This window comes from Streptomyces shenzhenensis, from assembly GCF_003688995.1.
Classification (GTDB): Bacteria; Actinomycetota; Actinomycetes; order Streptomycetales; family Streptomycetaceae; genus Streptomyces; species Streptomyces shenzhenensis_A.
Map to the genome: position 1 here is coordinate 31,624 of NZ_PENI01000054.1, position 14,556 is coordinate 46,179.

Below are 14,556 nucleotides of genomic sequence, written 5' to 3' on the forward strand. Positions count from 1 at the left end.
CAGTCCCAAGGCGAGCCACAGCCCCGTCCCCACGGTCAGTGTCGAGCCGAGCTATGACCCATGGGGAGTACCAGTGGCCGAGAGGACACCGTGAAGCGGTCCCCCGGCAACAGGGTCGACGCGCCGGGAAGGAGACGGGGAGCGCCCCCGCCGTAGGACCGACGCTCCCCGTATGTGTATCCGAAGCGTCCTGGGCGTACGTCCTCGGCGTCGCGCATGCGCCCGTCCACTGTGGCCGATTAGCGGCCAACCAAACCTGACGTGCCCGGTCAGCGGCTAGCGTCCGGCAGCGGTCAGTGGGACCGACATGCGTGACGGAACGTCGTGTGCCCAACGGGACTGCGTAGGAGGCTTCTTGAGCACGTCGAGAATGAGAACGGGTGTGGCTGTCGCCGCCATGGCGATGGTGCTGGGTGTGACAGCCGGGCCGGGTGCCGCGGCTGCCGCCCCCTTGGTCCGAGACAGCGGCACAGGTACGGGGTCGGCCGCCGCGGGCGTGACCTCGGTGACGCTCATCACCGGCGACCGGGTGACACTCGATGCCAAGGGGAAGGTGTCGGCAGTGGTCCGCGCCAAAGGCCGGGAGAACATACCGATACGTGTCTACCAGCAGGACGGCGAGCGGCTGGTGGTGCCGTGGGACGCCCAGCCGCTGATCGACGCAGGGACGGTGGACGAAGCGCTGTTCGACGTCACCGAACTCTCCCGGAAGGCGTACCGGGCGTTCCGCGGTATCCCCGTGATCGTCAGTTACGGCGATGGCTCACGGCCCGTGGCCAGGGCCTTGCGTTCCGACGACGACATCGATGTCCGGGCCCGGTTCGACACGGTGAAGGCAGACGCCCTCACCGTGCCCGACGAGCACACCGAGTCGCTGTGGGAGACCCTCACCGCTCCCAAGGGCAAGGACGAGATGTCCCTGACCGCCGCCCCGGGCATCCGCGCGGTCTCCCTGGACCGCATACGGCAGGCTCCGGTGGACCGCAGTGCCGGGAAGAGCGTCGGTCGCAGGAACCCCCAGCAGGCCACCGTGAGCGACAACGCCCGTCAGGTGGGCGCGGACCAGGCGTGGAAGGAGGGGTATGACGGCGCAGGGACGACAATCGCGGTCCTGGACACCGGGATTGACGCGGATCACGGCGACTTCGAGGGCAAGATCCGCGACACGGCGAACTTCACCGACGAGGGAACCGATGACCCTGTCGGGCACGGTACGCACGTCGCCTCCTTGGCTGCCGGGTCCGGTGCGCGTTCCGCCGGCACCTACCGTGGCATCGCGCCGGGCGCGGACCTGCTGGTCGGCAAGGTCCTCGGGGAGTACGGCGGCCTCGACTCATGGATCATGGCGGGCATGGAGTGGGCCGTCGGCAAGGGAGCCCGCATCGTCAGTATGAGTCTGGGCAGTGCCGCGCGCCCGGGGTACGACCCGGTGGTGGAGACGCTGAACGAGTTGTCGGAGAAGAACGGCACACTCTTCGTCGTCGCTGCGGGCAACGAGGGACCGGGCCAGGAGAGCGTGGGCTCGCCGGGTGTGGCGGCATCGGCACTGACCGTCGGTGCGGTCGACGGCAACGACCGGGTCGCCGACTTCTCGTCGGTGGGTCCGAGCAACGTGGACCAGACGCTCAAGCCGGATCTGTCGGCACCGGGTGTCCAGGTCGCGGCCGCCGCTGCCGCCGGCAGCGAGATGGAACTGCTGGGCACGCCGGTCGCGGACGGCTACGTGGCCCTCGACGGGACCTCGATGGCCACCCCGCAGGTCGCCGGGGCCGCTGCCCTGCTGCTGCAGAAGCATCGTGACTGGTCCGGCGCACAGATCAAGTCCGCACTCGTCGGCTCCGCAACCAAAATCAACGCCACACCCGCCCAGACCGGCACCGGACGGCTGTACGTCCCCCGGGCTCTCGACCAGGCCGTCACTGCCGACTCCAACAACCTCAACTTCGGCGCGGTCAGCTATCCCTACGGCGGTGCCGATCGCATCGTCCGCAAGGTCACCTACCGCAACAGCGGAGCGGACGACATCACACTCGGCCTGGGCCTTGCGGCCAACACGCCCGACGGGGACGGCGCTCCGAAGAAGCTGTTCTCACTCAGCGAGCAGAAACTGACCGTTCCCGCCGGCGGCACCGCCGCGGTTGACGTTGTCGCGGACCCCAGCGTCGTCCCGTCGTCCGGAGCCGGCACCTACGGCGTAGTCGTCACCGGAACCGCCGGTGACCAGTGGGTCCGCACCGCCGGCAGCATGACCTTCGAAACCAAGAAAACCGACATCACCCTCCAGATCACCGACCGGGACGGCAAGCCCGCCAACGGGGCACGTGCGTATGTCCTCGGTGAGTCCGCGAACGGCTTCAACGCCCTGAGCAAGGACGGCACCGTCAGCAGGCAGATCGAACCCGGTGACTACTTCATCGAGGTCGTCAACCCGGACATGGGCGACGGCCGTGGCGAGAGAATCGACTGGGCCATGGCGCCACGGCTGACGATCGACGGGCCGACGACACTCAAGGTAGACCTGCGCGACGCCAGGAAACTCGACTTCACCGCCCCCGATCCCGACGCTGCGCTGGAGGACATGGCGACGTCCTACGACTCCCCCGGTCTCTCCGGATGGGGCTGGTACTTCGGTGCCCCGCGGGACGGTGTCCACAGCCTCTCGGTCGCCGATCCCCCAGCCGGTGACCCTTTCCTCCTCTCACTGCGCTCCCACCACCTGGGCACGGGCGGGCAGCAGTACCACGGGTACCGCGAGATCAACGGCCAGTTCCCCACCGGTCTCGTCAACCATCCCGACACGACGGACATGGCCCATGTCGTCGCCACCACGGGCACCCGTGCGGAGGGCGCGCAGGGCTGGATCGGCGCCGCGCCCGCAGGGAAGGGGCTGGATCTTGGCAGTATGGTGCGGCTCCCGGCCAAGACCGACCTCTGGCTGCAGCAGGGCACGCAGTGGCAGTTGAACAGCACGCAGTACGACGCGGATGGCGAGCTGGTCCAGACAGCGAACCAGCGCCCGGAGACGTACGCCCCGGGCACGGTCCACGAGCGCCTGCTCAACGTCGGTGTCTTCGGCCCCGCCTACCCCGCCGGCGCCGCGTTCCTGCGGGAGGCCAACCTGATCGAAGGAAACCTGAGCCTGTTCGCGCCCGGTACCGCCGCCTCTGGCTGGGCCGCCACCGACAAGGGCAGCACGAAGGTCTACCGCAACGGCGAACTCGAGCGTGACCTGAACATCGCCGTCGACAACCTCCTCTTCGGCGTCCCTGAAGGAGGGGCGGAGTACCGGATCGTCTCCACCGCCTCCCGCGCCGGGGTGAGTTACACCGACGTCTCCACCGAAGTCACGGTGGACTACACCTTCACCTCAGCGGCCCCCGCCGCGGGGCCCGCTCCCATCGCCGGCCCGCTGGCCGTGCGCTACACACCCGCCCTCGTTCCGGACAACACGGCCCCCGCCGACAGGGAACGATTCCGCGTTCCGGTGACAGTCGAGGGCGGCACAGCCGCCCACCTGAAGATCGAGACATCCATCGACCGCGGGAAGAACTGGACCACCGTCCACGACGGTTCAGGAAACATCTCCGACGCCGAGGTCGACAACCCGCTCGCCGGCGGCTCCGTGTCCCTGCGCGCCACCGCCGTCGACACCCACGGCAACCGCACCGTCCAGACCGTCCTCAACGCCTACCTCACCCACTGATCTCCAGCCCTCCCCGCGGTGCGTTGCGAACGCACCGCGGGGAGCGCGCCTGCGGCTCTCGTGCAGTACAGGTCAAGAGCGCCTTCTGGCCGTGTGGCTGCGTCTACATCGTGCAGGGGCTGGACGGGCCGGACTGGGTGTCCGGCCCGCTGCTCGCCCTGAACAAGGTGTTGCCGGCCACCTGCACGGCCGCGATCACCCGTTTCGTGCGGCGCTGCGGCAGCCGGGTCCGCGCCATGGCCTCGGCCGGCGGCCTGTGGTGCGCCGCGTCTGCCGCGGCCGTTCTGGGGCCCTCCTCGCTGCTGGTGCCGTACCTGGTGCTCGTCGTGGTGTGCTTCTCGGTCGCGGAGATGACCTACGGACCCGCGTCCAACGCGCTCGCGGCGGACGCCGCACCGCCCGAGTCACGGGGCACGGGGCACGTACATGGCTGCCTTCCAGTACTCCTTCGCCTGTGCCGGCATCGTCGCGCCGAGCCTGTTCGGACTGCGCTTCAGTCGGGACCGGCTGTTCCCGTGACTCGCCCTCGGGCTGCTCGCGGCGTCGGGGGCGCTGCTGATGCTGCGTCTGGAGCACCGGCTGCCGCGGGCGAGCGGGGCGCCGGAGCGTGAGGGCAGCCCTCAGGAGGCCCTGAGGTGAACGGTCCACCAGACCGTGCTGGTTGATGAGGTGACCGGCGTGGAGACGATTCTTCGCGCCGATCTCCTCATGATCTCGGAGACGGGGGCGCTGAAGGGTCCGGAAGGGGCGTCCCTAGTGGCCGACCGGGCTGCCCCCTCGTACACCGGCGCCCCGTCACGAGATCAGCCCGCCCCCACCCTCGCCCCGCAGCCCGCCGCCCGCCCGGCCCCCGTCGGCAGCAGGACCCCGCGGTCGGCGAGTCGTTCCTGGAGGCGGGTGGTGTCCACTTCGGCGGGGACCACGCCGTGGTGTGCCGCCATCGCCGCGGCCACCCCGGCGGCCTCACCGGTCACGAAGCAGGTGCCGGTGATCCGCAGGGTGCCGTTCGCCTCGTGGGTGGACGACACGCAACGCCCCGCGACCAGCAGGTTGGCCGGGTCCGGGACGAGCAGGATGCGGTAGGGGATCGCGTACCCCGCCCCGACGGCATCGGTGTGCGAGAGCCCGGCGCCGTCCGCCGCGTGGATGTCGATGGGGAACGCGCCACGTCCGATCGCGTCGGCGAACGGCGTACCGTCGCCCACCTCGGCCGCGGTCATCGTGTGGACGCCGCGTACCCGGCGCGACTCCCGAACCCCGACGCGGTCGGCCACCGCGACGAGACGGCAGTCGCCGAATCCCGGGACGTCGGCCCGGAACCACCGCACGAACTCGAGCACCTGGCGGGAGAGGACCGCGTGCGCGGCACCGAGCCCGTCGGCCCCGGTGGTGCGCGTGACGTTCACGACCGCCTCGCCGCGGGTCGGCCACAGCGCGAGATGCATCTCGGTGCGCCGCAGACTCAGCGCGCCGCTCGCGTGCCCCGCCGACAGCAGCGCCCCCAGCCCCCAGACGTTGGCGTGGTCGTCCGTGCCGGACCCAAGGACGCTGCCGGGCCGGATCTCGTCCGGGTTCTCGCTCAGATACGCCAGCAGGGCGCCGATGTCCGCACCGCCCAGCTTGAACGTCAACGACACGGGCTGGACGGCCGTCGTGTCGTTCTGGAAGGGCGCGCCCGCCAGCGCCGCGATCGCGGCGTCGCCCGTGGCGTCCACGACGGCGGCGGCGCGGACGGTGCGCCGGCCGTGCGAGGTGTGGACGTGCAGCGCCGCTATCCGGGATCCGTCGCGGTCCAGGCCGACGGGCACGGACTGGAGCCAGACGTCCACGCCCGCCTCGGCGAGCATGACCGACTGGGTGAGCGCCAGTTCGGCATGGTCGACGGGGGTGCGCGTGGCGGTGTAGCCGACATCGTCGCGCACATGACCGGGGGAGGCGCCCGCCGCCGTGAGGCGGTCGACCAGGCGCTGGCCGAACCCGGCGACCACCTGCTCGCCGTGCACGTCGTGGAATCCGGCCGAGTGTTCGAGCAACTGCCAGGACAGGGTGCCGCCGACCGAGCCGGAGGACTCCACGAGCAGGACCCGCGCCCCCTCCTCGGCCGCCGAGACGGCGGCGGCGACCCCGGCGGAGCCACCCCCGGCGACGACGACGTCGTACGTGATGTCGGTCGGTGCGTTCACAGCGGCAGCCTCTTCCGGACGAGGAACCCGTAGCTGACGACGGTGACCATCAGCAGCGCGGCGGAGATCAGGAGTGCGGGCGTGAAGCCGCCCATCGTGTCGACGATGACGCCGGTGGCGATCGGGGCGAAGGCGCCGCCGAGGAAGCCGCCGAAGTTCTGGATGCTGCCCACCGAGCCGACCATGCGGGTTGTCTCGACGACGTCGGAGGCCAGGGCCCAGTAGGACGCGGTGGAGAGGCTGTAGCAGAACATGCCGACCGTCAGCATCGTGACGGCCATCGCGGGCCCGGTGCTGACCGCGGTGAGGCACAGTGACACCGCGGTCAGCAGCGCGCCGCCCGCGATCACGCGCCGCCGGGCGTCCATGGCGCGCATCCCGCGCTGGACCAGGGAGTCGGAGAACCGGCCGCCGATGATCACCGCGACGCCGCCGGCGATGTAGGGCAGGGAGGCGAGCAGGCCCGCCGTGCCGAGGGAAAAGCCCTGGGCGGATTCGAGGTAACTGGGCAGCCAGGTGATGTAGAACCAGAACACGTACTGGAGGCAGAAGGCACCGGCCACCATCGCCCAGATCGTCGGGTACCGGAACAGTCGCAGCCACTGCCTGCCGATGTCGGGCCGCTCCCGCGCCTCGTCGTGCGGGGAGCCGGCAGCCACCGCGTCGGCCTTCTGGTTGTCGCGGATGTAGGCGAGTTCCTCGGCGCTGAGCCGCTTGTGCTCCTCCGGCTTGCGGTAGACCAGCGCCCAAGCGGCCACCCCGAGGAAGCCCGCCAGGCCGATGATGACGAACATCAGCTCCCAGCCGAAGGAGATCATCAGCGCGGTCGTGATCGGGGGCGCGATGGCGAGCCCGACCTGGGTGGCGGCCACGTAGATGCTGGTGGCGCGCCCCTTCTCGTGGTCGGGGAACCACTCGCCGGTCGCCTTCACCGCGCCGGGGAACAGCGGCGCCTCCGTGATCCCGAGGACGACCCGGAGTCCGAGGAAGACCCCGATCGTGCGGGCGAGACCGGTGAGGGCTCCCGCGATCGACCAGAGGGTCGCGGCTATCGTCATGATGAACCGGGGGCCCCACTTGTCGATCGCCCAGCCGCCCGGCAGGTTCATGACCGCGTACGGCCACACGAAGGCGGACAGGATGAGCCCCATCTGCGTCGCGCTGAAACCGAGGTCCTCGCGGATGGCGGGCGCGGCGACGGACAGGTTCCCGCGGTCGAGGTAGTTCGTGATCGTGAGAACGGTGATCACGGCGATGACGGACCAGCGGACGTTGCGCCCCTTGGGCCGGTGAGGGGTTTCCGGGCGCTCGGCGAGTGCGGCGCCACCGGACGTGCTCGTGCTGTGGACTTCCATAACGCGACCTCATTGTGCGTTGACCAGAAGGCCGACCGGAGAGCCGACCGAAGGATCGACCGGAAGGCCGACCGGAGGGTCGGCCAGCAGGTTGACCAGGTGGAGTGCCAGACAGAATGTCACCGGTTACATAATTAGCGGGCAGTGTCGTCCCCGCCACGTCCGATGTCAATCGCGGCCTAGACTTGAAGCGCATGCCGAGCACGCGCCCAGGAGGAACCGATGGCGAGCATCCGTGACGTGGCCCGCCTGGCGCAGGTGTCCACGGCCACCGTCGTACGGGTGCTCAACGGCGGTGCCACCGTGAGCCCCGCGCGCACCGAGCGGGTCATGAAGGCCGTCGCCGAACTCGACTACGTGACCAACGGGGTGGCGGCGAGCCTCTCCCGTGGCAGCACCCGGCTCCTGGGCCTCCTGGTCTCCGACATCGCCAACCCCTTCACCGCCCAGGTGGCGCGTGGGCTCGAGGACGAGGCGGTCCGGCACGGCTATCAAGTGCTCATCGCCAGCTCCGACTTCGACCGCGAGCGGGAGGCGGCGATGCTGGCGTCCTTCGCGAGGCGCACCGTCGACGCCGTCGCGCTCCTGTCGGCCGACGGCGCCACGGAGAGCGTGTCGCGCCTGGTGCGGAGCGGGATGCCGACGGTGTTCGTCGACCGCAGGCCCCCGAACACGCCGGCCATCCCGCTCGTGCGCACGGACTCCCTCTCGGCCGCCCGCGAGGCCGTCCGCTACCTGATCGGCCTGGGCCACACCGACCTCGGCATGATCTGCGGCCCGGTGTCGATGCCGACCGCCGCCCAACGGGCCGCCGGGTTCCGCGAGGCGTGCGCCGAGGCCGGACTCGTGGTGCGCCCGGAGTGCCTGCGTGAGGGCTTCCTCGGCACGGAGGGCGGCTACGCGGCGATGTGCGAGGTGCTCGACCTGCCGCGCCGCCCCACCGCCGTGTTCTCCTTCAACAACATGCTCGCGATCGGCGCCCTGCGGGCGGTCCGTGAGCGCGGCGTGCGCATTCCCGCCGACCTCTCCCTGGTGACGTTCGACGACATGGAGCTGTTCCCCTTCGTCGACCCGCCGCTCACCGCCATCGCGCAGCCCGCCTACGAGATCGGAGCGGAGGCCGGCCGCGTGCTGTTCGACCTGCTGGAGAACGGCGCCGACGCCGAGCGGCCCGACGTCGTGCTCTCGACCGAGCTGCGCATCAGGGAGTCCTGCGCGCCGGTGGGCGGAGTCTGAGCAGTTGGTGGGTTGTCAGTCCTGGGCGCCGGTGGGCGGAGTCTGAGCGGTGGGTGGGTTGTCGGTCCTGCGCGCCGGTGGGCGGCGTCTGGCCAGCCGGTGGACCGTCAGCCCTGCGTGCGGTGTGCGGAGCCCGGCCGGTCGGTGGGCCGTCAGCCCTGTGCGCCGGCGGGCGGCGCACGACCGAACGACGGCGGGCCGTCGTCCAGTTGCCCAGAACCTCCGGCCGTCCGAGCGTCCGGTCGGTCCGAAGGCGTGGGATCGACAGCCGTGATGTAACCGTTGACATCCATCGGGTGATGCCTCACAGTCACGAATGTCACCGGTTACATTCTGTCTGCCACGCCCTGCCCGTGCTCTTTCGCCCGCCGGGCGGGCTCGGCGATTCCGCCTTCGAACGACCGAAGAGGTTCGAGAACATGACACTCGACATCCACGGCATCATCCCGCCGCTGGTCAGCCCGTTCACCGCCGACGAGGAGCCCGACCTCGACGCGCTGCGGGCCGAGGTCCGCCACCACCTCGACCTGGGCGTGCACGGACTCTGCGTCACCGGGAGCACCGGCGACGGCCAGATGCTCTCCATCGAGGACTCGGTCGCCATCGCCCGAGCCGCCGTCGAGGAGACCGCCGGCCGGGTACCGGTGATCGCAGGCATCATCCGCGACAGCACCAAGGACGTCATCGCCTACGGCAGGGCCATCGCCGCCACCGGTGTCGACGCCCTCCAGGTCACGCCCGTGCACTACCTCTTCCAGCCCGACGAGGACACCACGGTCGAGTACTACCGGCGGGTCACCGACGAGACCGGCCTGCCCGTCGTCATCTACAACGTCATCCCCTACGCGCTGATCCCGGCCACCACCGTGGCCCGCGTGCTCGACGAGATCCCGAACGTCATCGGCGTCAAGCAGTCCGGCGGCAACATCCACCAGCTCGCGGACCTGTTGCACATGGCGCCCGAAGGCGGCAAGGTGTTCACCGCCGTCGACGACCTGCTCTACCCGAGTTATCTGCTCGGCGCGCAGGGCGCGATCTCGGCCACCCTCACCGTCGTCCCCGAGCTGTGCGTGGCCCAGTGGGCCGCCGTGCAGCGCGGCGACCACGCCGCCGCCCTCGAGATCCACAACAAGCTGCTCCCCGTGTGGCGCGCGATCGACGGCCCCAACATGACCGTGCGCATCAAGGCCGCGCTGGCCATGCAGGGACGCAACGGAGGGCACAGCCTGTCGCCGCTGACCCCGCTCGGCGACGCCGAGCGCGAGGCCGTCCGCGGCGCCCTGGTGGCCGCGGACGTCAAGCTCGTCGACTGAGCGAGGATCCTGCCGTACGGCCTCGCGCCGGGTGTGTGCCGCACGCCCGGCGCGTCCCCCTCAACAGCGTCGTTGACCGGAGGACCGATGTCATCACCCCTCGCCCGGCTCCCCGCCGAGATCGTGACCACCGATCCGGACGTGCTGGAGAGCCACGCGCGCGACAACGCGCCGCTCTGCGCCCACGGCACGGCCGCGGCACTGCTGCGTCCGACATCCACCGCCCAGGTGGCGGCGGTCCTGGAACTCGCCTCCCGCCATGCCATTCCCGTCGTGCCCCAGGGCGCGCGCTCGGGACTGGCGGGCGCCGCCAACGCGGTCGACGGCTGCTGGCTGCTGTCGCTGGAGCGGATGAACGCCGTCCTCGAGGTGGACCCGGTCGACCGGATCGCGGTCGTCCAGCCCGGCGTGCTCAACGCCCGGCTCTCCCGGGCGGTCGCCGAGCGGGGGATGTTCTACCCGCCCGACCCGTCGTCGTGGGAGTTCTCCACGCTGGGCGGCAACGTCGCCACCAACGCGGGCGGACTGTGCTGCGTGAAGTACGGCGTCACCGCCGACTTCGTGCGCGGCCTGGAGGTCGTGCTGGCCGACGGCCGCGTCCTGCGCACCGGCCGGCGGACGGCCAAGGGCGTGGCCGGCTACGACCTCACGCGGCTGTTCTGCGGATCCGAGGGAACCCTCGGCGTGATCACCGAGATCACCCTCGCGCTGCGCCCCGCGGCCAGGGAACCGCTGACCGCCATCGCGTTCTTCCCGGGCACCGCCGCCGCGTGCGCGACCGTCACGGCCTGCATGGCGTCGGGGGTCGTGCCCTCGATGCTGGAGCTGATGGACCGCCCGTCCATGGACATCGTGCGCGGATACCGCGACCTCGGCTTCCCGCCCGACGCGGGCGCCATGCTCATCGTCCAGTCCGACAGCGGTCCGCCCGCCTCCGCCGACCTGGCCCGGTTCGCGGAGATCGCCCAGTCCCACGGCGGCGAGACCGTCGTCGCCGACGACCCCTCGGAGAGCCGCCTGCTGCTGGAGGCCCGCCGCTCGGTGGGCCCCGCCACCGAACTGCTCGGCGCCTACCTCTCCGACGACGTCTGCGTACCGCTGGGCCGGCTCGTCGACCTGGTCGACGGCGTCGAGAAGATCGCTGCCGAGCACTCCGTGCTGATCACCTGCACCGGCCACGCGGGCGACGGCAACATGCATCCGACCGTCGTCTTCGACCCGAGGGACGCCACCCAGGTCCACCGGGCCGAGCGTGCCTTCGACGCGGTGATGGAACTGGGACTCGCCCTGGGTGGAACGATCACCGGGGAGCACGGGATCGGCCTGCTGAAGGCCGCCTGGCTCGAGAAGGAGCTGGGACCGGTCTCCCTCGCCGTCCACCGGGACATGAAGGCGCTGTTCGACCCGGCCGGGATCCTCAACCCCGGCAAGGTCGTCCGCTCCCGCGCCGCACGTCCCTGACCACCCCCGCGCTCTGACAGCCGGGCTCCTTCCCCTCCCCTTCCTTTCCTTTTCCCCTCAGACCCTCAGAGCAGAGGTGAGCCATGTCCGTCAACGTCGACGGCGCGTCCGGCGTGACCAGACAATCCACGGGGAGCGGCCGAGCGCCCCGGGCCGCGGCCGGGCGCGGACGGATCGTGATCCTGGCGCTGCTGTTCGCCGTCACCGCGATCAACTACCTCGACCGCAGCAACCTGTCGATCGCCATGCCCCACATCAAGGAGGAGTTCGGGCTCAGCGCCACCCAGCAGGGACTGCTGCTGTCGTCGTTCTCCTGGGCCTATGTCGTCGCGCAGTTGCCGGGCGGCCTCTTCGTCGACCGCGTCGGACCGCGGGTCGCCTACGCGTGGGCGATCGTCACCTGGTCGGTGGCCACCGCCGCCACGTTCCTCACCCGGGGGTTCGCCTCCGTGCTCGGCGCGCGGCTCGCCCTCGGCGCAGCCGAGGCGCCCTCGTACCCGGCCAACAACGCGCTGGTGACCAAGTGGTTCCCCAGCTCCGAGCGGGCCCGCGCCACGTCCGTCTACATCGCGGGGCAGTTCATCGGGCTGGCCGTGGCGCTCCCGCTGCTGTCGCTGATCGTCGCCTCCTTCGGCTGGCGGTCGGTCTTCGTCTTCACCGGCATGCTCGGGATCGTCTTCGTCGTCCTGTGGCTGAGACTGGCCCGGGACACCCCTCCCGCCGACGGGACGGAGGCCGCCCCCGCCCCCGAGTCGGCGAAGGCCAGGATCTCCCGGTCCGACGTACGCTACCTGCTGTCGCGCAAGCGGCTGTGGGGCCTCTACATCAGCCAGTTCTGCAGCAACGGCGTCATGTGGTTCTTCCTCACCTGGTTCCCCACCTACCTGGTGGAGGCGAAGGGCATCACCTTCATCCGCGCCGGGTTCATGGGCATGGTCCCCTACCTCGCGGCGCTGTGCGGTGTGCTGCTGTCCGGCTGGTGGTCCGACCGGCTCCTGCGCTCAGGGGCGTCGACGACACGGGCCCGGAAGGTGCCGATCATGACGGGCTTCACCCTCGCCACGGTGATCGTGCTCGCCAACTACACCAGCGCCCCCGGCCTCATCATCACCGTCATGTCGGTGGCGTTCTTCGCCCAGGGGCTCAGCGCCATCGGCTGGACGCTCGCCTCGGAGGTCATCCCGCTGCGGATGATCGGCACCGGCGGCGGCATGTTCAACCTGTTCACCAACATGGGCGGCGCCCTCGTCCCGCTGGTCATCGGCGTGATCCTCGACGCGACCGGCTCGTTCAACGGCGCCCTGGTGTTCATGGCCTGCCTGACCGTCTGCGGACTGCTGTCCTACCTGCTACTGATCGACCGCGTCGAGCGCCTCGACCCCGACGCGAGCCGGTAGCCGATCACGGCACACGCCCACGACACAAGGACCACCCGACCCAGGAGTCCCACCGATGCCCCTGCCCTTCCTCCCCGCCGACGGCGACCCCGTCCCGCCGGCGCTCCGCGGCTTTGCCCGCGCCCACGCCGACCTCGTCGAACTCGTCGAGGAACCGGCCCACCTGCTCGCCCGCGACCGGCACCCCGACCGGAGGGTGGGCCTCGTCTCCGGCGGCGGCTCCGGACACGAGCCGCTGCACGCCGGGTTCCTCGGCCGCGGCATGCTCGACGCCGTCGCCCCCGGCAAGGTCTTCGCCTCACCCCACAACAGGCAGGTCCTGGAGGCGTCCCGCCGGGCCGCGGGACCGGGCGGCGTGATCCACGTCGTCAAGAACTACACCGGCGACCGGATCAACTTCGGGATAGCGGCCGAGCGGCTGCGACTTGAGGGCATCGAGGTCCGCCGGGTACTCGTCGACGACGACCTCGCCACGGAATCCGACGAGACCGCCACCGGCCGTCGCGGCACCGGCGCCACCGTCGTCGTCGAGAAACTCCTGGGCGCGGCGGCCGACACCGGGCTCGGCATCGACGAACTGAGCGCGCTCGGAGCCGAGTTCGCCGCGGCTTCGCGCAGCCTCGCGGTGGCAGCACGGGCGCAGACCTCCCCACACACCGGCCGGCCGTCCTTCGAACTCGCCGACGGTGAACTGGAGTACGGGGTCGGCATCCACGGCGAGCGCGCCCGAAGGACGATCGAGCGGCCGTCGAGCGGGGAACTGGTCGCCCGCTTGACCCACGAACTGCTCACGGGCCTGCCGGAGGGCCCCGACGACGTCATCACCGTGGTCAACGGCCTCGGCGGGACCACCCTGTTGGAGCTCTACGGCATCCACGACCTGCTCGTCGACGCGCTCACCGAGCGCGGTCTGACGGTGTCCGGCGCACTGGTCGGCACCTATGCGCCCGCGCTCGACATGGCCGGGTTCTCGCTGACCCTGACCCGCGTGCGACCGGCATGGCGGTCGTACTGGACCGCCCCCGCCGCCACCCCCGCCCTGACCGTGAGGACCAAGTAGATGATCGACCAGGAGGCGGTTCTGCGCCGCTACGCACGGGCCGTCGAGGACGCGCACACCACGCTGACCGAACTGGACCAGCGCAGCGGCGACGGCGACTTCGGTGACAACCTGCGCGGCGGGCTGCGGGCCGCCCTCACCCGCTTCGACAAGGGCGGGACCAGTGCCTTCGGCGCTCTCGGCGAGGTGTTCCTCGACGAAGTCGGCGGAACCAGCGGCCCGTTGCTCGGGCTTCTGTTCACCGAGATCGCGCGGGCCCTCGACTCCGGGGCCGGCTTCGCCGACGGGGCCGGGGCCGGGCTGACGGCGATCCAGCGCGTCGGCGAGGCCCGGGTCGGCGACCGCACCCTCGTCGACGCCCTCGCTCCCGCCGTCGACGCCCTGGTCACGGGCGGGCCGGTCGAGGCGGCGAACGCCGCGAGGGCCGGCGCGGACCGCACCGCGCTGCTGCGTGCCCGGATGGGCCGGGCAAGTTATGTCGGCGACCGGGCGAAGGGGGCACCGGATCCCGGAGCCGTGGGCATCGCCCTGTTCTTCTGGGCGGCGGCAGCCGTGGCGTCACCCGAGGCGGACCTCCCCGCCCCCGCGTGACCGGGACCACCGCGCGCCGCGGCACGGGCCCCGACGTCCGGTGCACCCGGCCCCCGGGCACCGGCACGTGGTCCAGACGACCGACCTAGGCGGTTTCGTTTGGATCAGTTGGTCGTTGGTCCGGGTGTGTCGTTGAGTGATGCGCAGTGGGCGCGGATCGAGCCGTTGCTCCCGGACCGGACGCCCAGACGGGGTGGTCGCTGGCGTGATCATCGGGAGGTGATCGACGCGATCGCCTTCAAGTTCCAGACCGGCAC

The 14,556-nt window shown here is 71.1% G+C and carries 10 protein-coding genes; 8 read left to right on the forward strand and 2 right to left on the reverse strand.

The window, feature by feature from the left end; all coding sequences use genetic code 11:
- The first annotated feature begins 382 nt into the window (after positions 1-382).
- A complete protein-coding gene (locus CTZ28_RS44205; RefSeq protein WP_121895405.1) occupies positions 383-3,703 on the forward strand; it encodes a S8 family serine peptidase in 3,321 nt (1,106 codons plus the stop codon).
- 803 nt (positions 3,704-4,506) lie between these two features.
- Here the strand turns inward: CTZ28_RS44205 and CTZ28_RS44210 are convergent.
- Together CTZ28_RS44210 and CTZ28_RS44215 are read right to left on the reverse strand one after the other, a co-directional pair.
- Positions 4,507-5,886 (reverse strand): FAD-dependent oxidoreductase, encoded by a 1,380-nt coding sequence (locus tag CTZ28_RS44210; RefSeq protein ID WP_183154885.1) that lies wholly within the window; start codon positions 5,884-5,886, stop codon positions 4,507-4,509.
- Positions 5,883-7,241, reverse strand: coding sequence for an MFS transporter (locus CTZ28_RS44215; protein WP_121895407.1), 1,359 nt, complete (start codon positions 7,239-7,241; stop codon positions 5,883-5,885). Before CTZ28_RS44215 ends, CTZ28_RS44210 begins: the two co-directional genes overlap by 4 nt.
- A 222-nt stretch (positions 7,242-7,463) precedes the next feature.
- Between CTZ28_RS44215 and CTZ28_RS44220 the strand changes: the two genes are divergently transcribed.
- From CTZ28_RS44220 to CTZ28_RS49870, 7 genes are all read left to right on the forward strand, one after another.
- Positions 7,464-8,477 (forward strand): LacI family DNA-binding transcriptional regulator, encoded by a 1,014-nt coding sequence (locus CTZ28_RS44220; RefSeq protein ID WP_121895408.1) that lies wholly within the window; start codon positions 7,464-7,466, stop codon positions 8,475-8,477.
- 419 nt (positions 8,478-8,896) lie between these two features.
- On the forward strand, positions 8,897-9,790 hold the full coding sequence (locus CTZ28_RS44225; RefSeq protein WP_121895417.1) for a dihydrodipicolinate synthase family protein: 894 nt from the start codon (positions 8,897-8,899) through the stop codon (positions 9,788-9,790).
- Between the two features lie 87 nt (positions 9,791-9,877).
- Entirely contained in the window at positions 9,878-11,251 is a 1,374-nt protein-coding gene (locus CTZ28_RS44230) for an FAD-binding oxidoreductase (protein WP_121895409.1), read from the forward strand.
- Positions 11,252-11,334: 83 nt separating this feature from the next.
- Entirely contained in the window at positions 11,335-12,648 is a 1,314-nt protein-coding gene (locus CTZ28_RS44235; protein ID WP_121895410.1) for an MFS transporter, read from the forward strand.
- Between the two features lie 55 nt (positions 12,649-12,703).
- The gene (locus CTZ28_RS44240) at positions 12,704-13,708 is read left to right on the forward strand and encodes a dihydroxyacetone kinase subunit DhaK (protein WP_121895411.1); all 1,005 of its coding nucleotides are present in this window, start codon (positions 12,704-12,706) and stop codon (positions 13,706-13,708) included.
- The gene (locus CTZ28_RS44245) at positions 13,709-14,299 is read left to right on the forward strand and encodes a DAK2 domain-containing protein (protein ID WP_121895412.1); all 591 of its coding nucleotides are present in this window, start codon (positions 13,709-13,711) and stop codon (positions 14,297-14,299) included. It abuts the gene before it with no gap.
- Positions 14,300-14,425: 126 nt separating this feature from the next.
- A partial coding sequence (locus CTZ28_RS49870) for a transposase (RefSeq protein WP_398657398.1) occupies positions 14,426-14,556 on the forward strand: 131 nt, incomplete at its 3' end.

Bases quoted from the DNA above. Each gene is read 5' to 3' on its own strand.
- CTZ28_RS44220 (WP_121895408.1), top strand. From the start codon at position 7,464: ATGGCGAGCATCCGTGACGTGGCCCGCCTGGCGCAGGTGTCCACGGCC.
- CTZ28_RS44245 (WP_121895412.1), top strand. From the start codon at position 13,709: ATGATCGACCAGGAGGCGGTTCTGCGCCGCTACGCACGGGCCGTCGAG.
- CTZ28_RS44225 (WP_121895417.1), top strand. From the start codon at position 8,897: ATGACACTCGACATCCACGGCATCATCCCGCCGCTGGTCAGCCCGTTC.
- CTZ28_RS44215 (WP_121895407.1), bottom strand. From the start codon at position 7,241: ATGGAAGTCCACAGCACGAGCACGTCCGGTGGCGCCGCACTCGCCGAG.
- CTZ28_RS44235 (WP_121895410.1), top strand. From the start codon at position 11,335: ATGTCCGTCAACGTCGACGGCGCGTCCGGCGTGACCAGACAATCCACG.
- CTZ28_RS44230 (WP_121895409.1), top strand. From the start codon at position 9,878: ATGTCATCACCCCTCGCCCGGCTCCCCGCCGAGATCGTGACCACCGAT.
- CTZ28_RS44240 (WP_121895411.1), top strand. From the start codon at position 12,704: ATGCCCCTGCCCTTCCTCCCCGCCGACGGCGACCCCGTCCCGCCGGCG.